Raw genomic sequence first — 19,177 nt, 5'->3', positions numbered from 1 at the left:
CACGGGCCCGGACCTCGGGTGAAAACTTGTTCGTCGTCTTGCTCGTCATGGCTCCATCCTCTCAGGAGTTGGAGCCTCCGGCAAACCCGGGGCGGTTCACCTTGCCTTTGCGGATGTACTCGACCTCGGGCGCATGGAAGGAATAGAGCTTCCTGCGCTGCCGCTGCTGTTGCGATCCGCGCATCAACGTCAGTAGGCGTCGTTCTTTCTTCCTGCTCATTTTCTGAACCATCCGTTTGAGACGCCGCCGCGGCCCGTCACGGGTTCCGAAGCCGGCAATTCAGGGGGGCCGGCGCACCCTTAGCCCGTATGAAATGAAGGGCGGCCAACCCGCTGCGCGGGCCACCGACCCCGCAAGACCGACAGCGGGACGGGGGCACTTGGCGACCGTTTTGGGCGTCGTATATTGAACCGGTAGGCTGCGTCGGCCTTGCTCAGCACGCCCTTGACCACGCTTCGCACCATCGCCTCTCAACCTTTGGGCGTCAAAGGCGCATTCTTGTGGACGTTCATCTGGTCTCCCTTGGAACACTGAAGCTTCGCAACCTCAGCTTCCTCGGTTCGGACCAGATGGACAACCTCCTGAGGAACCAAAGCTAGCGGAGCGCTTCGGCAAGCGCGTCCTGTCGCTCGATGACGACATCGTTCGGCGTCCGGGATGGATTTCCGGCGAGGTAAAGCGGGGGAGCGGCCATGCTCCGCCTGTGATCGACACGATGCTTGCCACGACCGCGAAAGGCCGGTCCTCGGAGGGATGGGCCCTGAATGGCGAACGAAAATCGGGCGAGGCCGAAGCCTGGCCCGGTGCGGCTCAACGGAACGCCTCCATCTGCAGCTCGGCCGGCATGCGATCCACGGTCTGGCCCGGATTTTCGACCGGACGCCTCGAAATCAATGGTCGTGCTGAAGCCTTCGCCGTGTTCGATCTGGGGGCAGCACCGGGAAAGCCGCTATGGCCAGGCTCATCGACTTCGGCCGGGGTCTCGGATCAGGGGAAAGGTGCGGGATGGGTCACCAGGAAACCTGAGAGATCCCGTTGGTGTCCACATGGAAAACCCGCGCGGAGCACCGGCGTTAACAACGCTCCTGGCCCGATGTCCGGACTTTGTGGCGCGTCAATCAACGTGAGACAAGGCGGCCAAGTTAGGAGATAATTGACGCTGGCCGCCGGCTTGGCAAGCGCTGATTGACACTGCGCGACAATGAAGCGGTGCTGCCGTATGCCTCGTGGAGGAGTGTTCCCGAAGAAGCGATCGTTGGCTCATTTATTTTGCTCCCGAGAAGACGGACGGCCGGTACCTGGGAGGCCGGTCCAGCTGGCCGGGTTGCGCAACGACCGGCCTCCCTCCTCGTCGAACCGCCCTGGATGATCTGCCGATCCAAACAGCAGCGCGCTTGCCTCCTCGCTGCGCCAGGATTTGACGCGGCGCTGAAGCGTTCGCAGCAACTTATCCGGATAGCAGATATTCCGCCTGCAGCCTTATCAGGAGCTCGGCGCCGTTTCGCCACGGCTCGGCCTTGAACCACTCCTGCAGCTGTGGGGTCGCCTGAACGAGCGGATCAGGGGACGACGACCTCGCTTCGCTTTGAGGATCGGACGGTCCGTCCGTCGAGATGCGCCCTCTTTCCAAGCCGTTCGCAAGCTGGCGAGGAAGAAGTCGATGGGCGGGGCCGCAGTAATGGAATCGCCCGACGACTTCACGTCGGCAAGGTCGGCCAGACGTTGCTGCGCAGACCGAATGTTACGCAGCAACGCGACCGGGTCCAAGCTGAAGCAGATTTCCTGAAGTCGGGCCAGAACCGCATCGGAGGTATGTGGGTTAGCTGTCAACCGCTCATGCGGCGGCGTCGGTGCCACTATTAGATTTACGGACGCGTGCGCCATCGCGCTATCAGCTTGAACGACGGCTGTAAGAAGTTCACGAACAGGCGCACTGAGCGATAGAGTTCTGCGAGCAACGCAGCCGCCTCAAGTCCTTCAAACCGCCGATAACCGATGATGCGTCGGACCACGGCTCCGTTCTTCTGTTCGACAAACGCCTGGTCGTTCTTGCGGTAGGGTCGGCAACGCGTGAACTCGATGTTCATCTGCTCACATGCCGTGCAGCGAGAGCGGCAGCTGTCGGCGAACTTTTGTCGCCACGGTGCTCAGGAGCGTTTGCCCGCGCACCAGCAACGGCGCACACTCCGTCCAACAGGTCGCAACATCCGTGAGCACCAGCGTCTGTATAAAACCGGCGCGCGCCGAGGGCCCACTGTGAGCGACCAGATCGGCTTCGACTAAGCCCGGCGCCGGATACTTCCAGCCGGCGGACGTCCGTACCGGGATTCCGTCGCTCTGCGCTCGCCACCGGGCGGCGCCGCTGGCGTCCACCTTCCTCTCGGATCTTGCCCAGCGCCCTATCGATCGTGGACGCGCTCCCCGCCAGTAGCTTCGCACGGATTTCAGGAGCCAGGCCCATGTGACCGTTCCGTTCCATCGACTCGATCAGGAGCGGCAGCAGCGCTTTCAGCCTCTTGCCGCAGATCCGATCGGACGCCTCACAAAGAACTACCAGCGCATTTCGTTCAGCTTCCTCGTAAATCCGGCGACCGGTGCGCCGAACCGAGGATTGCCTCATCTCGCCTCGGAGCAGGCGCATCGCATGCTTTCGATGCAAGCCCGTCCCAAGCACAAACTGGTCCAGAATTCGCGCCTTCTCCGCGCGGCTCGCCTCTCTGTAGCGCTGCCCCACAGCGGCCGTCAGCTCTCTCCGAATCGCCATGCTCAGTTGCCTCACTCATTATCGCGCCCGCAGTCCCATCCCACTGGGGAGCAAATTACGTGAGGCAGGCACAGCACAGCATTCAGGAACATTTCAACGGACTTCTTGCCATCCTCGTATGGCTTCCGACCGGGACGATCCGCCATGATGCCCTGCACGCTTGAGGCCGATCCGTGTGCCACATCCAGGCGCACCGCTCTCGAGCGCTTCCTAAGCGACGGTCGCATCAAGCTCGACTCCAACACCGTCGAGCGCGCAATCCGGCCACCAACCATCACGAGAAAAAACGCGCTCTTCCGGGCAGCCATGGTGGCCGGACCTGGGCCACCATCGCCACGCTGCTGCAGACCAACGAAGATGAACGACGTCGACCCGCACTCCTGGCTCACGCAAACTCTCGAACGGATCGCGCGGCGCTGGCCGATCTCTCAGATCGATACTCTCATGCCCTGGAACTTCCAAGCCTGAATGGCCAAAGCTTCGCGCTTACGCCGCTGCCAACACGTCTTTGGTATTCATCGGCCGCGGCGCCTCGCGCAATTAAGGTGCTTGAAAGCGGGGGTAGATCACCAAGCTGCGAGGATTTGCCGCATCCTGAAACGGGTATGAAAGCCAACCAGGCTCGACGCGACAGCGATGGGGGCTTGAAGTCTACGTAGCGTCAGGTTGTACAGTCTGAATCATACATGCGGCCTTCGCTCTGAAGCTTCATGATCACTAGGAGAGGCTCGGTTGGTTGTAGCGAATGTGAGGCCGTTGAACTGAAGAACTGATGAGGAAGCAGAGCTTGCAGTGCAAGTATCGAAACCCGGACACCTTCCAACAGCATTGGGGCGGCCCAATTTCGATCGCGATGTGCCGCATGCGATCTTGCCCGGAAGGAGGGCGGCAACACCGTGGCTTTTGGATCGTGCGAGTATTTGGGTTTCGTTTCTCCTGGATTGTTTTGAGGTTTGGCAAGCGGTCACCTGTTGCCCAGGAGCCGGGGCGCTTTTCTGCAGCAGCCAAGGCTGGGCAGGCGTGAGTAATGCACGAGCTCGGAGCGGCGCTAACGGTCCCTTTTTGTTCAATTTGGCGAATCTTGACGTCCGGCTTTTTGAATCCGGAGTCTCTGTGGTCAGTGCACCGGAGTGTGGCTGCGGAGCAGCTATGAAGAGTCACCTCATCTAGGGAGAGTCGTGTGGAACCCATCTATAACAATCCGGACGATTGGATGCGCTGGTACGCCGAGCTGCAGCATGCGCGGCAAGAGACCGACGTTGACCCTGCGGATCAAGCTGGCTTCGAGCAGCAATTGGGCGAGCTGCAACTCCGCTCTCCTGAGGAGAGTTCCGGGGTTAGTTCCCCCGACACTCCAGCCGCACGGCCGCATGAAAACATGCAGCGTACGGACGTTGGTGGTTCGATGCGAATGCGGCCAAAGTCCAACCTGCGGGACAATTCGTTCAGCAGCACGCGTCACAGTGTCGATGTTCCGCACGCTCATCTTGGCTCGGCTGCAAATAATTACCGGTCTGACTTGCGGGACAGGCCATTCAGCAGCATGCGTTACGCAGCGCCTTCGGAGGAACAACCTACGGCGCGGACGAAGGACAACAAGCCGCGTGGACTGTTCTCTCGGGTCAAATCAGGGTTAAGCAAAGTCTTTGGAGGAAACCACCGTGAGAAGTGGTCCGGCGGCCCAGCGTCTGATGACGTCTACTCGGAGCTTCGCATCGACTTTGCAAAGCGCAGTCGCCCGTCCGAAGCAGACCTGGAGCTGATTGAAGAGTTCAAGACGGCATTGGGCAGCGCGAACCGTAAGACGAAGACGATCGAGAATTATGTGATGGCTCTTCGAATGTTCAGCGAATTCCTCCAACCCAAAGGCGTCACTCTGAACGACCTGCTTGGCAATGCTGATCTGCTGACAGCCTATAAAGATGAATTTAAGAAGGTGGCGAGCGCCAATAGCAGGAACTATGTGGGTGGAGCCTTGGATACACTCCAGAATTTCCAGGCTGGAAATCCCATATCCGCTCCAGCTGGGGTGGGTACGCGAGAGCAACCGATGCACCCCCAAGACGAGCGGATGATCCGCCAGTTCGTGGAAAACGTCAAAGACTACAGAGTTGCTCCCGATGGTACCAGAGGCCGCGGGACTGGTAAGGTCCCGCTTGCTACGATCAAGGGAAATGTGCAGGCGCTCAACGCGTTTGCTCGTTGGCTCCGAGCGCAGAACAAGGAGCCCCTCGCTCCTCGGGCATTCAACGAGCCAAGGTCGCTCGCCGACGACATCGACCAGTACTTCGTAGCTGGCGGCGATGATCGTGACCGCCTCAGCGCGGCATTGTCTCATCTCCGCAGGATCGGGGCTGACGGGCTCCAAGCTGTCGGTGCCGGGCCCCGCCTGATGGGGCGCGAAACATTGTCGGCTCATCCGGGGGACGTCTCCATCATCAATGACTTTTTGACGGACGCTCTATCCAAGCTTGGCTCCGACGCGACTCGCAAGGAGAAAGGCGGCGCTTCGGCGATGGTTTCCAGGCTACGCTCCTTTAGTGATTGGCTTCAAAGAGAGGGCAGGCCGAGCATCATGGACCGTATCAAGGGCAATGCTGAGCAGCAGTCGTCATTGAGCGCAGATTATGCGGCGTTCAGCATAGCCACAAAGCGGACAGCCCCACTCGATCTCCTTCGACAATACCTGGGTCTCGAGCCCCAACAAGGACTTCGTCCTTATGACGATGACGCCAGCCTGATCGAGAGCCTGGCCAAGGAAGAGCTGAGAAACCTCGACCCAGCTTCCGAACAGAGAAGAAAAACAATTCGTAATACTGCTTCGGCCCAACGCAAGTTCAGTGATTGGCTCCGCACAGAGGGTAGGGAGAGCATCGCGAGCCGAATCAACGGCAATAGTGAGCAGCGACGCTCGCTGGACGCAGACCACCGGGCTTTCACGGAAGCCAAAGGAAAACTTGGCCTGAGTCTCAAGAAGCTCAGGCAATATCTGCAACTCGTTGAGGCAAACCGAGCGCTGGGTGTGACCGTCCCTCAGCAGAGGGCTAGCTCGAACTCAACCTCAACCTGGGCGCGAGATTTGCCGACTCCGCCGTCCGAAAGTGAGTGGCCGCCGCTGCTAGGTCCGTTTGGGCAGGCCGGCTTGCAGGAACCGGCTAGGTCGAGCTCGACCTGGTCCCCGCGCGTGCCGTCCGACTTCGATCCAAGTGAGTGGCCGGCGCCGCAAGGCCCGGTTGGACCGGCCGGTTGGCAGGACCCGGCCGGCTCGAGCTTAACCTGGTCTCCACGAGTGCCGTCCGGCTTCGAGTGGCCAACTCCGGAGGGCGCGCCAGCTCGGTCCTCAGACATCTACCGCGATTTGACTTCTTTCGCTGATCTGCCGTCCACACCCCAGGAAATGCGTGACGACGCCCAGTCAAGGCCGGTGCTCAGCCCTACCGGCAGACCGCCGTTCTTCATCGGTCCATCAGGCAAGCCGCAAGAGCTCGAGGATATCGGATATCTCGTCGGCGAGGATTGGCAGCATGGCTCACAGGCGGTGCCGGACTTCCTGCTCGATGTACTGGACAATAGAATGCTGTTGCCGAGTTCGCGAATGGCTCCCCAGCCGGTCTCTATCAACGGTGAGACCTACTCCATCGCATTGGGGCCGCGAGGACGCCGCGACGCCCAACTGATCCATCACCCTGGCCCATCCTCGGTTCCTGATGCCCGCATCGGCGCTTCGACGGCGAGTGCCTCTGCCGGCGACCGCAGCGGACGGGTGCTCGGAGCCAGGGAATGGCTGGGTGACGCGCATATCCAGCGGGACTACGAGCTCCTGTCGCAGGAGTTGCGGCAAAGCAATCCAAACCTCGCCGCCCGGACCCGGTTCGTCGATCCTCTCATCGCCTTTCAGGTGGGCCATGGTACGGACGGCGACGCCCTGAACGCATTCCATCGCATTGTCAACGATCTGAATGGCAACGATACGGCCGACTTCCTGTTCTTGCCGGTGAGTGATGCGAGCGCTACGGACCTCCTTGACCGCGGCTCCCATTGGTCGTTTCTGCTGGTAGATCGCCGCGATCGCGACAGGCCGGTTGCCTATCACTACGACTCCTTAGAGCCATACAATGCCGGACCTGCAGAAACGCTCGCAGCGCGGGTGGGGGCCCATTTGGAAGATGCCGACATACGCAGGCAGAGGAACGACTATGATTGCGGTGTCTTTGTGGTCGACGGTACCCGGGCGCTGGTCAGACGGCTCGCGGGAAGACGGCAGGCAGACCTGAGCCTCCTCTACCTCGTCGTCGATCGGCAGGCACTGCGAAACCGGCTAAGTGGGTGATGTCGGCTTCAACTGAATAGCGCGTGCAGCTGGTTGAAGTGTATCCATCCGAGATAAGCCGCGGACAGGGGATCACCGATTCCACCGCCTGAGGCGTTCGGGGTCTTCCCTGTGCATCCTGATGAGCTCCATCAGGTTTGCCGAGTCGGTGAACGCCATGACGCCGTCGTCATCTATGCTGTAAACCTAGATGACGCCGCCCTCCGGGTCCACTCCGTTGGCCACATCCCAGAGCCAGTCCTCGTCCTCGCCGAGGTCCTTTGCGACGCGACCGATGGTGAAGACGGAATGAACTTTGTTGACGTGCATGGCTACGCCGCCTGAGCGGAGGACGTCGACGTGAGAGACGTCCAATTCCACGGCAGCAACTCGTGTAGGCAGCTCTGTGGCATGTCCGCGATGCGCGCGAAGGCGTCGGCGAGCCACGCTTTCGGATCGATGTTGTTGAGACGCGCCGTCATGATGAGCGTCATCCGGCGGGAAGTTCCGAACCGGACGTTTAATGACTGGGACAGCCCGCCGCCGGGCTTCTGCGAGGTCGACATGGTCGCCCCTGGCGGCACGTCGGTGGCGGGATCGTTCATCCAGACCATGACGATGGCAGATATCGCGACGGGCTGGACGGAGTGCCTGCCGTTGGTGAGGCGGGATGGCTCGCTGGTTGTCGAGGCTATGAAACACGCACAGAGCCGGTTCCGCTGGCTTCTACGCGGTGTGGACTTCGACAACGACAGCACGTTCATGAACGAGGTCGTCGCGCCGCGGTGCGCCAGCCGAAGCTCGGGGTGACGCGCTCGCGTGCCTACAAGAAGAACGGTCAGGCGTTCGTCGAGCAGAAGAATGGTGCCGTTGTGCGTCGCTTGATGGGCTACGGCCGCTTCGATGGCCTCGACACGGCGCACGTGATGGGCCGCCTCTATGCGGCGGCAACTCTACGTCAACTTCTTTCAGCCGTCGTTCAAGCTCAAGGAGAAGCGCCGAGAAGGGGCCAAGGTGATCAAGCGTTATCATGCTCCGTTGACACCCTATCAGCGCGCGCGGGCGCATCCAAGCTGACCGCGGCTGTAAAGCGGCGGCTGCACGATCAGTATCGCTCGCTCAATCCGGTCGCGCTCTTGGCCGAGATTCGCGCAATCCAGGAGGAACTTGGCAATCGCGCCGATCGTCGTGTCGGACAGGCGCGCGGCCTGCAACCCGCTTGCACGAGCACCGCGCCGGCAGCCGCAGCGAAGTTCGCGAAGGCCCTCGGCAAGACGGTGACGGCCGGCGAGCCGCGTGCCACGCACCGCCGCCGCCGCCGTCGGCCTTATAAGACCAGGGTTCGCACGCCGTCCAAGCTCGACCCGCATTTTGCTACGATCGAGGGCTGGCTCATCGAGGAGCCGCAATTAAATGCGGTCGCAACTGCCTGCCGGCTGAGCGAGAAATATCCCGACGAGTTTGGGACGAGACAGTATTCGATCGTGCAGCGTCTGCTGAGGGCCGCTCAGACCGAAGGCTGCCGAACAGCTGGTCGCTCAGGTGCCGCTCGACGACGCGATGACAGGTGCCCCATCGCCCGGGGTTGTGGACGGCTCGGCTATGTAGGGCCCGACCCGCCCACAGCCCCTCCTACCGAGCGAACTTGGAAAGGCACCTGGCGCGGCCAATCACTCAACATCGGGGCGACTGCTGCAAGGTCGCCATCAGGGTAACGTTTGCAGATGAGGCACTACGCGGGGTGAAATTTGCAAACGACGACGTAATTGCGGTCAGCGCCCGGCGCACGAAAGCTCCGTTATCATCGAGCTCTCGCAATCAAGCGATTCGGAGGAGCTGTCATGAGGCAATACGTCGGCCTGGATGTCTCGCGAAGAGAGACTTCGGTTTGCGTGGTCAACGAGACTGGTCAAGCGATTCTTGAAGGAAAGGCCAAGGCTGATCCCGGCGATCTATCTAAGCTGCTTCGTAAACATGCGCCATTGGCGTATAGGCTTTGAGACGGGCGGATGGCAAGCTGGCTTTGGCACGAGCTTCGTAGAGTTGAGCTCCCCGTGGTTTGCATCGATGCTAGGCATGCACTCGCAGCACTATCGGTCCGCATGAACAAGAGCGATCGGAATGATGCTCGGGGCCTCGCCGAACTGATGCGGGTCGGGTGGTATCGAGAAGTCAAAGTTAAAAGCGAGGAGAATCCGCGCGATACTCGTCGCGCGATCCCGGCTCGTATCCATGCGCCGGGAAATCGAGAACCAGGTCCGCAGTTTGATCAAGGAATGTGGGTTGCTATTCCCTCGCGCCATTGCCCAACTGTTCCGCAATCAGATAAGCGAGCTATTGGGCAAGGATCATCAGCTTCTCAGCGTGATTGCGCCGCTCCTGTCGATTCATGAGCATATCTGCCAGCAGCAGAGTAAATTCGACGACGAGGTCCGCCGATTGGCGAAGTCTGACGAGACGACGGGTCGCCTGATGCGGTTCCTGGTGTCGGAGTGCTGACCGCCTTGACGTTCCGCCATACGATCGATGACCCGTCCCGCTTCCGATCGGCCTCGACAGTCGGCGCCTATCTCGGCCTCACACCTCGGCGCAACCAATCTGGTGAAACTAACACTAGTGGCAAGATATCCCGATGGGGCGACAGGCTTCTCCGAACCTACCTGTCCGAGGCAGCGACCGTCCTTCTCTATCGGACCAAAAAATGGTCTTCCCTCAAGGCCTGGGGAACAAAGCTCGCGAAGCGGGTCGGCACGAAAAAGGCAAAGGTCGCCATTGCGCGCAAGATCGCTGTGATCCTCCACTGCATTTGGGTCGATGGTACGTCGTTCGACTGGGGCCACGCGCCGGCCTGACCTTATTTTGCAAGTTCCTGGCCCGGTCCGCCGGGCCCGGCGATGTCCCGCTGGGACGGTGGTCGTGGTGACCTCGGTCAATCGGCTGGTGGCGGGCTCGCCCGCACACCGTTGCAAACGATGAGGCACCCGATCCGGACATCATCATGAGGCGCTTGCGACCTCGGAAAGGACCATGACCCCAGCGACGGGCAGCTGATCGCATTGAGATTTAGGTAACGGCTAATCGGCCCACGACTACCGAGCTGGCTATCGATCTACCAGCCGCGCTCGCCCCGTCTCCGCAACCCGACCCGCTCCGACGGGTCGAGCGCTACCGTCTTGCCGAATGGCTTCAAAAAGAGAATTGACATCAATCCGCAATTAAAGGGCCAATTGACAGACAAGCGTCAATGGCTGTTCCCGCTGGGCACCAGGTGGTGAAGAAGGCGAAGTCATCATCGGCGATGCGACGACGGATCAGTAGACCGCGTGTCCACAAACCGTCATCTGGCAGAAATTCTGCATAGACGCGAAGAGAGAGTGCGATTCGAATGTAATAGCGATTCTAGACTCGCACCACCGATCGGAAGAGGATCGTCTGTTGTCGGTGGGCGAAACGGGCTACAGGTGAGCACATCTAGACGCTGCGCCTACATGCTTCGCTCTGCTGGCTATCAATGGTGACCACGCCCCTCTTTCACTCACCGCTGACGTTTCATCGCCTGCCGCGCGATCTCGTCAGCGACTGCGCTCGCGGCGCGCACGAGCCGTTCATGCAGGGTCTCGAACATGTCGAGGATCTCATCATTGGGTTCATCCCTGCCCTCTTCGAGAGCCTCGGCAGCCAGAGCGCTTATTACCGACGCCTTGCGCGGGCGGTTTCAAGTGGTGCTGGCGGAGGCGATGGATCGTCTCTCACGTGATCAGGAAGACATCGCTAGCGTGTTCAAGCGCATGGCCTATGCCAACGTAAACATCGTCACTTTGGCCGGATAAGCTGCTGCAAAAGCTGCAGCGCCGCATCAAATCGTGACGCAGCGAGCAGGCAAGCGCGCTACTGATGGATCGGCAGATCATGGATCATGCGGAGCGGTTCGACGAGGCACCGGTTGTGCCGTGACAGCGCCCGCTTCCGGTACAGGGGAAGCCTGTCGTTGCGCAACCCCGGCCAGCTCCACGACCAGCCTCCCCCGTACCGACCGTCCGTCTTCGCGGGAGCAAAATAGATGAGGCAACGATCACGTCTTCGGGAACACTCCCTTCATGAGGCAATACGCGCTCTCATCCTGATTCTCGCGCCATAATGTTGCCCCGAACGGACCAGGCCGCATACCAACTCTGAAAACCAAAGGGTGCAGGCGCTTCGTGATAAATGCGGGGAGCGTCGGTGGTCGAAATTGATCTCAAACCCGACAATCGTCGCCGCCAATGTCCGGCAGTACCTCGTCACGGTCTAGGCTCGACTAGTGGCCAGACACACGTCCGCCTTGTAAGGAGCGGTTCATCTGCAGGGTCTGCGATAAGCGCGGCACCATCCTAAGGGAACGAAGTGACCCAACCATGCCCATGAGAAAGCGTGCGGACTAAGAACTGCAACATCTCCACATCGTGTACGCGTCACTCGAGCTTTCTCTTCTGGTGCCGACTTCGAAACTCTTCCAAGCGATATCCGTACTAAGGCCGATCTCGTGGTCCTTCTCACTCTCGCAGAACTTATCGAGCACCGCCCGCACCCGCGACGTTGTCTCGGCTTCGAACGTCGGGCTAGTCCCGAGAAAGAATGGATATCAAATCGATTAGGCTTGCAGAATTCGATTGGTTAAGGCCACCGCACAAACCTGTCCATGGGCTGCGAGATACCAGATACCGGTATTTCCAAGTCCGTTAGGTATCAACGCCTGCTCGGCGAACGTCCGCTTTGCGCAATCGGGTTGAAAACTCGAGCTTGCGAACAGCCGAAAGCGCGGATTCACTCAGGTATAGAAGCCTGGGATGAAGCAATGATTGGGCGAACAGCAAGCGCATCAAGCGACCCATCGTAGGCACGAAGGCAGATCTCTGGAAGAGCGCGGACCACCAATCGCCGGGCCTGAAGCACTTCCGGAGAAGCGCACCGCTTTGGGGCCAGCAAAAAGTAGCCGATCATCGGCGCCAGGCAGATATCAGCTAGCCAACTCATTGCCGTCTGCTCGATCAGAGACAAGCCACGATCGAAGCTTCTCTTGCGCGCGAGGTGCCGCTCTGTCACGTTTCAAACGCATTCACCGTGTGTTCGCCGTCACGATGGGCGCCAAGAGCACGACGAGGCACATGAGCCCGGCTAGGACCCCAAATGCGGCCGGCAGTCCCACGTACTTGGCCAGTAACCCGATACCAGCCGGTCCAATGAGAATTCCCGCATAACCAACCGTCATGATCGCGGCAATCGCCGGACCAACGGGCATCGCCTCCTGCGTGCCGGCGCGCCGGAACAGAATCGGGGCGACATTCGATAGGCCGAGACCAATGAGCAGCAAGCCGGCCATGGCGATGACGGCTACCGGTGCGGCCAGCAGAGCTCCGAAACCTGCCATGGCCAGTAGACTTCCGAACATAAGTGTCGCGCGGTCCCCCGCGCGTTCGACGACGGCGTCGCCAGCAAGGCGTCCCACCGTCATGGCTATGGAGAACAGTACATACGCTAAGCCGCCCTGCGTCCTTGGAGCAAGACCAGCGCCGACGACCAACAAGGCAGCCCAATCGAGCATCGCGCCTTCGATAAGGAAGGCGATCGCCGCAATCGCGGCTAGAAGGAGCACGATGGAACGCGGCAGAACGAACGACGGTCCCTGGTCCGCCTGCGCCGTTGGTACCAATCGCGGCCACGCCAGCATGATCGCGATCACTATCAATCCCGAGCAGACCACAGTCGAAACAAATGCGTCAATCTGCAGCGAGAGAAAAGCGGTCATGGCTGCAGACCCCACAAGTCCCCCGATGCTGAATTGAGCGTGGAAGCTGGACATCAGCGGGCACTCCGCCGTGCGCTCCACCTCGATCGCATGAATGTTCGCGGCCACGCTAATCGAGCCTATCGAGGCGCCTAAGGCGAATAGCGCGACGCCGAGCGCCAACTTGCTAGCTGTCGTGAGGCACGGCAGGATGATCGCGAGACTAAGCCCACCCACAAGAATGATCAGCCTGACGCCGTAGCGGGCGCTCAAAACACTTGTCAGAAGCATCGCGATGATGGATCCAGCACCCAGGCAGAGCAGTAGTAGGCCAAGCACGCCGTCATCGGCCGCCAGCCGGTCTTTCGCAAATGGTACGAGCGGGGCCCAGGCCCCGAAGCCAAACCCGGGAACGAAGAATGCAAGACGCGTTGCTAACCGAGAGGATGGTTGACCAGCAGACGCCATGACAGGGACCTTATTGATAGACGACCCGCGGGCGCTGTACCAGCGACGGACTCCCGAGCGACAGAGAGTGCGCAGGTTCGGCGGTCGAGAGGACATCGTTTGTTGGCGCAATCCGCCATGCCGGACGGTTCAGCGCGTGATATCGGATCGCGTCGATCGTCACTCTTCTAGTTCGATCCGCGACGACATCTTTGATTGCAAATACGATGCCACCGCGAAAACGCACGTGACGTCTCGATCCGAACTCGATACGATCGGGCAAGTGTGCCGGCTAGGCATGGAGCGTTGGGGGCTCTCAACAAGCTTGTTACTTGCTGATTGATGAGCGCGGTCGCGCACTGAAGGAGCACGAAGCACCCGAGTGCGCCTCGAGACCGCGTTTACGGTTCCGTGGCGCCCTTCAGCGCGCCAACGCGGCCTCGCCTTCTGTAGTCATATCCGCGACAAATCAATATGGCTCAGTCGCAAAGCTGACAACGAGATGAAATTCCATCTGCCGATCGCAATCGGTCTCAATGCGAGGCGATGGGCTTGCAACCCGGTTACTCTAGGCTTGCGTAGCCTGCCAAAGCTTGTGGCAACCGACATCGCGGTGTAGACGCCGACATAAACACTTTGATCATGGAAGGCACGCAGAGGCTTATGTGCCTGCTAGACTCATGGTCTTTGTCAACGCCCCCGCCACGGCTCGCGATTGACGACTTCTTCATCGAATTGGCCGTGCACATGGACCGGCATTGATGCTTCTCCGTGTGCGGGAGGGATGCGCGGCTCGTTGCCCCAACGTCCATCGAGAAACTGCCCCGCCGAGATCGCGATCCGCTCCTCCGTAAACAGCGGACGAATCCGTTGCTTGGCCTGTCGCAACAAAGAAGCCCACAGCGTTGCGAATCTTCGACCGACGCTCCACCAATCATCAAATCCCGAATCATGGTCGCCCATAGAGTCAGAACCACCCCGAAAATTGCAACTGTAGTGCTAGACACGGTGGCCAAATGCATCGAACTCCGTCCGGATCGCTTGTCCGGTGTTCGGTTACGCGCATATTCCCTCCTTCAAGAAGCAGCAGTGCAAGATCGGCGAATACGCCCTGCCCCAGAAGTCGTGCGTCATTTTCAGTCGGAATCGCGGAAGCCCTGGTCGACGCGGGCTACGTGCGCATTAGTTTCGACCACTTCGCCCTACCCCGGCGATAAATCTTGCCGCGGCGAAGCGCGAGGGGCGGCTGCGTCGGAACTCCCAGGGTTACACCGACGACGCCGGCGAAACGGATAAAAAGAAAACAGTTTATCGATTTGGTTCTGAATTGCGCTACAGAGTTGGCAACGCGAGCAGTACGTTGTCGATCAGCCGGGTCGAACCGACGTAGGCTGCGGCACAGAGCGCCGCCGGAAGCCGCAGCGGACTCGCGGCGCGCTTGAGCGTATCACCATCGACAAGTTCAAGGTATTGCAGCCGATCAACTGTCTCAAGATGTCGCTCGGCGATCGCAATCAGCTTGTCCACCTCCCGCACTCCTGAGCGGAACTCATCCGCCGCGGCGAACAGCCCACGACTGATGGCAACGGCTCGCCGACGTTCTTCCTCGCTGAGATACCGATTGCGACTGCTCATCGCGAGCCCGTCCGGTTCCCGAACGGTTGGCACGGTGACGATCTCGATGGGAAGATTGAGATCAGTTGCCATGCGACGCACGACCGCGCATTGCTGAAAATCCTTTTGCCCGAAAAACACGACGTCCGGATGCACCATGTTGAACAGCTTGCATACGACGGTTGCGACGCCGCGAAAATGCCCACGCCTGAAAGCCCCGCATAGTGGCTTCGCCAATTCGCCCGGTTCGACGAAGGTCTCGAATTGAGCCGGGTAGACTTCCTGTGCACCCGGCGCGAAGACAATCGCAACACCGGCATCGCGGCACAATTTTTCATCGCGCAGGAAATCGCGAGGATAGCTGCTGAGATCCTCGTTTGGTCCGAACTGAGTCGGATTGACGAAGATGCTAACGACGGTGACGTCGCATTGCGCTCGGCTCGCCTTGACCAGGGCCAGATGGCCATCGTGCAAATAGCCCATTGTCGGCACGAGCCCGACGCGTTTGCCCGCGCTGCAAGCCTTCGCGAGCTCACGACGAAGCTCAGCGACCGTCGTAATCGTCTGCATCGTAGCACCTTACATCAGGTTGGGTTGGGAGGAGCCCAGTTTGCGATGATGTTACCCAGGCTTTCAGGAAGCCGATAGGACTCTTGCGGCGCCGGGAACGCTCCACTGCGGACATCGGTAGCCCAGCGCGACAGCGCCTCCTGCAACAGCTGAAAACCATCAGCATAGGCGCGAACGAATTTGGGCCGATGACCTTCGGTCAGCCCCAGCACGTCATGGAATACGAGCACTTGGCCCGAGCACCCGGGACCCGCGCCGATTCCAATAGTTGGTATCGACAGCGATTCGGTCGCTCGCTGGGCTAGCTCGGCCGGAATGCCTTCAAGCACCAACGCGAAGCATCCGGCCTCCTGCAGACGGTGAGCGTCATCAAGCAGCCGCAAAGCGTCATCGGCTTTCCGGCCCTGCACCTTGAATCCGCCCATGATATTGACGCTCTGCGGGGTGAGGCCGAGATGGCCCATGACGGGAATTTCGCAATCGACCAGGGCACGCACCATCTCCACGCGCTTGGCTCCGCCCTCGAGTTTCACTGCATCTGCGCCTCGCTGCAGGAACCCTCCGGCGTTGCGTATCGTCTCCTCCGGACTAAGGTGAAAGCTAAGAAACGGCATATCGGCCACGAGCAGGGCACGGGGCCTTGTGCGCGCAACAGCTTCGAGATGATGATTCATCATCGCCATGCTGACTGGCAACGTGTTGTCGAATCCGAGGCAGACATTGCCAACACTGTCGCCGACAAGAATGATGTCGACGATGGGGTCAGCGATGCCTGCCGTAACCGCATCGTAGGCGGTGGTCATGGCGACACGCCGCCGCTCCTGCTTCCACCGCTGCAGGATTGGAATCGTGATCCGCTCAACTGACACTTCCGAAGCGTGGCTCATTTTCGATCCGTTCCGTCAGATGGCCTCAGGTCGATTTCGCAGCTCGAAGCGATACTGATTTGATCTCACCTGGTCGCCTACGATTTTGAAGCCACGGCCCTCCGAGGTTCCCGCGTCACCGAATAAGCTAGGCGAACGGTAAATCCGATTCTTGCGACCGAAGCCGTTGAGTATTGCGCGCATCCCCGGGGGACCACCCTTTTTCTATGGCGGACGAGTGAAAACTGTCAACCATGAAAGGGAAACATACGTCTCCAAAGTAGCAGACGCGTGCATAAAAAATCCAATGGTCGCCCGACCATCAAGCAAGAACTCCCCAGATTCAAATTGTCATTTGGAAGCGCCTTGCGTCACGCTGGGCCTCAGGGCGCGCCGATGCGATCATTCTGACGCAATTTGCGTGCGGCGTTGTCTTAACCGCATCTCCTGCATGTCGGACTGGCTGGCTCTGCCCCGGAGGCAATACTCTACCCGAGCGAGTTCGTTTCCGAGCCTCATCAAGTTCAACTGCAGCCAGAGGATTTGTTGCCGCTCACACCTGCTGCGCTGAATCAACGCTCCGGCATACTTCCCCATACGGAGCTGATAGAAATTGCGTACCATGCCCTGCTCCAATCCCTTCTCCAGGATACTTGGCATTTTCCAGCTCCCGAAACAGGCCTCGCGCTCACCCTCTGTTGTAGCGGCATATCGCGATCGATTGGTTCGATGAACCCCTGCCTGTCGGCCGAAAATTGCGTTTGGGCGGAATTCCGCGATGAAATCCTTCAAACGAGCTCGGAGTGACCGCCCCCTTCGTCAAATGCAAGCATGGGAGTGCTTTCCAGCGCAGCAGACCGTGAAAGCTATGCAGACGCGCGTCTGCCGCCGCTAATTCGATGGCGTGTGGATAACCCGGACGTACAGACTTGTCAGGCGAGCCGCTTAGAGGCGTCGCTGACCTGAGGCGCCGGTGCGCTTGCCGTCCGCTTGCTGCTCAATTCGCAGCAGCCATGGCAGCCCAAGCGTCAGGCCATCGAAGAGTCGACGGTTTGACACGGCCAGCCAAGTCATGCGATGCAAAAAGGGCTAAGCGGGGTTAAGGCGCAGTAGTGCGGTCGCAACCTAACGGCGGCCGCCATTGCGGGGTCAGCAGCTTCTGCTGCACACGTTCAAAGACCACTACTATTCGTCGAAGACACGATTTTTCGTAACAACACCCCGCATTCCCCTTGTGCGTCTTTTCGTGGCGTCTTGTACTGGTTGTCAGCGCGATCGTTCTACCCGCCGCGTAATGCGTAGGTCAGGTCGATACCGCAATAGGCGTCCATGCCCGATGCAGTGGCCATGCACTGACAAAATGACGAGAACTGGCAGTTGCCAGGATACCCCAGATACGGTCTTTGCAGACAATGAGCGTCCTGCCAAGCGGGTCGTAGGACGTGGAGACAAAGCCAACTAGCATGGGAAGTGCTAGCAGCGACAAACAGCAGATTGCGCATGTCTTGCCTCCGCTAGGCTTTTGCTTAAGGATAGACCATCGAATTGCATCTATTGACGTTGATCAAGCAATGGCAGCCGCGCTTCCCTGGGCGATCGCATCCACCGATGTACTAGCGCGTTGGGCTCTCACGCGCACGCAAGCAACGCGATTCAAGTGAAGGCAGTCTAAGAGTGCTCGGAGTGCTCGATCAGAACCGCGGCACCTGGGGCGGCCATTTTCCGAAAACTTCGGCAAAGGCGGAGCAGCATTTCAGCGACTTTCCGGAAGGGAGCGCAGCCTTCCGGTGCGATGCAGCTGCGCGCTGGAAGCGCCTCCAGGCAAGCATGTGCACCAGGTACTACCTTTCTTCGTTGCTTCGCGACGAGCAGCGCCGAAACGATAAGCTCCTCCCAGGCGCCATGTATGGCTGAGACTATCGCCACGTTCCGCGATGAAAGAGTTTCACGATCGATCTCTCTGCGGTGATCAGCCGAAGAGCGGATTCAACCTTGAAGTCACGTGTCGATGTCAACGCTTCAGGGGCTGGCGGCGGCCTTCCCCTTCTGTTTTATGACCCAGCCTGTATTCAACGAAAGAGCGCATTTTGCTGCAGTTCTTATGCGGCGATCCTGCAAGTGAGACCGTTTCATGCACGAGATCCGCGCGAAGCTAATGACCGTCGACGGAAGCATCTAAGTTGTCCTAGCGACTGATGATCAGGCGGTTCCTTACTTCGATGCAGAAATTCGTCTCAGAGATTGTCTACCTTGCGTAATAGCGGAGGAAGAATCGAGCTAAACACCCGCCAGCGCGATCGTGCAGGGAGCCTGCCGTGCAGTGGCATCTGAGCGGCTACCCGAGCCTTGCAGACTTTGCGATGAGGCTTCTGTCGCTTTGGGCGAGTCAAACCGCAATGTTCGCGATTACCGACGGTCATCTATGATTCGACACATCGTATTCTTCACCGCAAAAGATAAGGCGCATGTCGACAAAATAGTCGACGGCCTTTCCGTACTCGCCAAAATCCCGCACGCACGCCGGCTTGAGGTCGCTCGCAACCGCAAGAGTGACCGGCTTGGCAACGAAATTGACGTGATCGTCTACGGTGAATTCGACGACGAAGTCGAACTCGAAGCCTATAAAGCGCACGAGCTTTACCAGGAGTCGATCCGGCAGGTAAGACCGCTCCGAGAGCTACGTCTCGCGGCCGATTACAGCATGTCAACAGATGCGGAGCCATTTGGCAGGCCCTACCCGCGGGCGTAATTAACCTGGCAGGCACGTAGGGGTTTGGGTGCCCATGAGGCTCGCCTTCGCCGGACGGGATTACAATCGGCCATGTATCGCTGAGCGACAGAC

11 protein-coding genes and 5 pseudogenes are annotated in these 19,177 nt (G+C 59.5%); 6 read left to right on the top strand and 10 right to left on the bottom strand.

Features of this window, described 5'->3' with window-relative positions; translation table 11 throughout:
- Positions 1–61 precede the first annotated feature (61 nt).
- Positions 62–220: a hypothetical protein gene (locus IVA82_RS36760; protein WP_247389322.1), complete on the bottom strand. Its 159-nt coding sequence runs from the start codon at positions 218–220 to the stop codon at positions 62–64.
- A 376-nt stretch (positions 221–596) separates the two neighbouring features.
- On the opposite strand from IVA82_RS36760, the pseudogene IVA82_RS49210 reads away from it, so the two are divergent.
- A pseudogene (locus tag IVA82_RS49210) lies at positions 597–734 on the top strand (type II toxin-antitoxin system VapC family toxin); the annotation flags it as partial.
- Between the two features lie 641 nt (positions 735–1,375).
- On the opposite strand, the pseudogene IVA82_RS36755 reads toward IVA82_RS49210, so the two are convergent.
- Positions 1,376–2,780 (bottom strand): annotated as a pseudogene (locus IVA82_RS36755) (ISNCY family transposase); the annotation flags it as partial.
- A gap of 162 nt (positions 2,781–2,942) precedes the next feature.
- Here IVA82_RS36755 and IVA82_RS36750 point away from each other — a divergent pair.
- Together IVA82_RS36750 and IVA82_RS36745 are read left to right on the top strand one after the other, a co-directional pair.
- Positions 2,943–3,233: pseudogene (locus tag IVA82_RS36750) on the top strand (transposase domain-containing protein); the annotation flags it as partial.
- 712 nt (positions 3,234–3,945) lie between these two features.
- On the top strand, positions 3,946–7,095 hold the full coding sequence (locus tag IVA82_RS36745; protein ID WP_247389320.1) for a hypothetical protein: 3,150 nt from the start codon (positions 3,946–3,948) through the stop codon (positions 7,093–7,095).
- 186 nt (positions 7,096–7,281) lie between these two features.
- On the opposite strand, the gene IVA82_RS49205 is transcribed toward IVA82_RS36745, so the two are convergent.
- The 3 genes and pseudogenes from IVA82_RS49205 to IVA82_RS36730 form a co-directional block, all read right to left on the bottom strand.
- Complete coding sequence (locus IVA82_RS49205; protein ID WP_346348048.1) at positions 7,282–7,404, bottom strand: hypothetical protein; 123 nt, start codon at positions 7,402–7,404, stop codon at positions 7,282–7,284.
- Between the two features lie 2 nt (positions 7,405–7,406).
- A pseudogene (locus IVA82_RS36735) lies at positions 7,407–7,565 on the bottom strand (transposase domain-containing protein); the annotation flags it as partial.
- A 558-nt stretch (positions 7,566–8,123) separates the two neighbouring features.
- Positions 8,124–8,444: a hypothetical protein gene (locus tag IVA82_RS36730; protein ID WP_247389319.1), complete on the bottom strand. Its 321-nt coding sequence runs from the start codon at positions 8,442–8,444 to the stop codon at positions 8,124–8,126.
- A gap of 471 nt (positions 8,445–8,915) precedes the next feature.
- Here IVA82_RS36730 and IVA82_RS36725 point away from each other — a divergent pair.
- Both IVA82_RS36725 and IVA82_RS36720 read left to right on the top strand, forming a co-directional pair.
- Positions 8,916–9,926: pseudogene (locus IVA82_RS36725) on the top strand (IS110 family transposase).
- Between the two features lie 789 nt (positions 9,927–10,715).
- Positions 10,716–10,904 (top strand): recombinase family protein, encoded by a 189-nt coding sequence (locus IVA82_RS36720; protein WP_247389318.1) that lies wholly within the window; start codon positions 10,716–10,718, stop codon positions 10,902–10,904.
- 1,265 nt (positions 10,905–12,169) lie between these two features.
- Here the strand turns inward: IVA82_RS36720 and IVA82_RS36715 are convergent.
- The 5 genes from IVA82_RS36715 to IVA82_RS36695 form a co-directional block, all read right to left on the bottom strand.
- Positions 12,170–13,306 (bottom strand): MFS transporter, encoded by a 1,137-nt coding sequence (locus tag IVA82_RS36715; protein WP_247493791.1) that lies wholly within the window; start codon positions 13,304–13,306, stop codon positions 12,170–12,172.
- 669 nt (positions 13,307–13,975) lie between these two features.
- Positions 13,976–14,248 carry a hypothetical protein gene (locus IVA82_RS36710; protein WP_247389321.1) on the bottom strand — a complete coding sequence of 91 codons (273 nt, stop codon included), beginning with the start codon at positions 14,246–14,248 and terminating at the stop codon, positions 13,976–13,978.
- A 369-nt stretch (positions 14,249–14,617) separates the two neighbouring features.
- Complete coding sequence (gene panC, locus IVA82_RS36705; RefSeq protein WP_247278971.1) at positions 14,618–15,469, bottom strand: pantoate--beta-alanine ligase; 852 nt, start codon at positions 15,467–15,469, stop codon at positions 14,618–14,620.
- A gap of 14 nt (positions 15,470–15,483) precedes the next feature.
- Complete coding sequence (panB, locus tag IVA82_RS36700) at positions 15,484–16,356, bottom strand: 3-methyl-2-oxobutanoate hydroxymethyltransferase (RefSeq protein WP_247389316.1); 873 nt, start codon at positions 16,354–16,356, stop codon at positions 15,484–15,486.
- Between the two features lie 1,259 nt (positions 16,357–17,615).
- Positions 17,616–17,837: a DUF3551 domain-containing protein gene (locus IVA82_RS36695; protein WP_247389315.1), complete on the bottom strand. Its 222-nt coding sequence runs from the start codon at positions 17,835–17,837 to the stop codon at positions 17,616–17,618.
- A gap of 920 nt (positions 17,838–18,757) precedes the next feature.
- Between IVA82_RS36695 and IVA82_RS36690 the strand changes: the two genes are divergently transcribed.
- The gene (locus IVA82_RS36690; RefSeq protein ID WP_247302589.1) at positions 18,758–19,084 is read left to right on the top strand and encodes a Dabb family protein; all 327 of its coding nucleotides are present in this window, start codon (positions 18,758–18,760) and stop codon (positions 19,082–19,084) included.
- The last annotated feature ends 93 nt before the right edge of the window (positions 19,085–19,177 follow it).

Source organism: Bradyrhizobium sp. 142, assembly GCF_023074015.1.
Taxonomy (GTDB): Bacteria; Pseudomonadota; Alphaproteobacteria; order Rhizobiales; family Xanthobacteraceae; genus Bradyrhizobium.
Note: the sequence above shows the minus strand (reverse complement) of the source record. Positions and strands in the feature narration are given on the sequence as shown.

Excerpts from the sequence above, each read along its gene's own strand:
- panC (WP_247278971.1), bottom strand. The coding sequence starts at position 15,469 with ATGCAGACGATTACGACGGTCGCTGAGCTTCGTCGTGAGCTCGCGAAG.
- panB (WP_247389316.1), bottom strand. The coding sequence starts at position 16,356 with ATGAGCCACGCTTCGGAAGTGTCAGTTGAGCGGATCACGATTCCAATC.
- IVA82_RS36715 (WP_247493791.1), bottom strand. The coding sequence starts at position 13,306 with ATGGCGTCTGCTGGTCAACCATCCTCTCGGTTAGCAACGCGTCTTGCA.
- IVA82_RS49205 (WP_346348048.1), bottom strand. The coding sequence starts at position 7,404 with ATGCACGTCAACAAAGTTCATTCCGTCTTCACCATCGGTCGCGTCGCA.
- IVA82_RS36730 (WP_247389319.1), bottom strand. The coding sequence starts at position 8,444 with ATGCGGGTCGAGCTTGGACGGCGTGCGAACCCTGGTCTTATAAGGCCG.
- IVA82_RS36760 (WP_247389322.1), bottom strand. The coding sequence starts at position 220 with ATGAGCAGGAAGAAAGAACGACGCCTACTGACGTTGATGCGCGGATCG.
- IVA82_RS36710 (WP_247389321.1), bottom strand. The coding sequence starts at position 14,248 with ATGGGCGACCATGATTCGGGATTTGATGATTGGTGGAGCGTCGGTCGA.
- IVA82_RS36690 (WP_247302589.1), top strand. The coding sequence starts at position 18,758 with ATGATTCGACACATCGTATTCTTCACCGCAAAAGATAAGGCGCATGTC.
- IVA82_RS36695 (WP_247389315.1), bottom strand. The coding sequence starts at position 17,837 with ATGCGCAATCTGCTGTTTGTCGCTGCTAGCACTTCCCATGCTAGTTGG.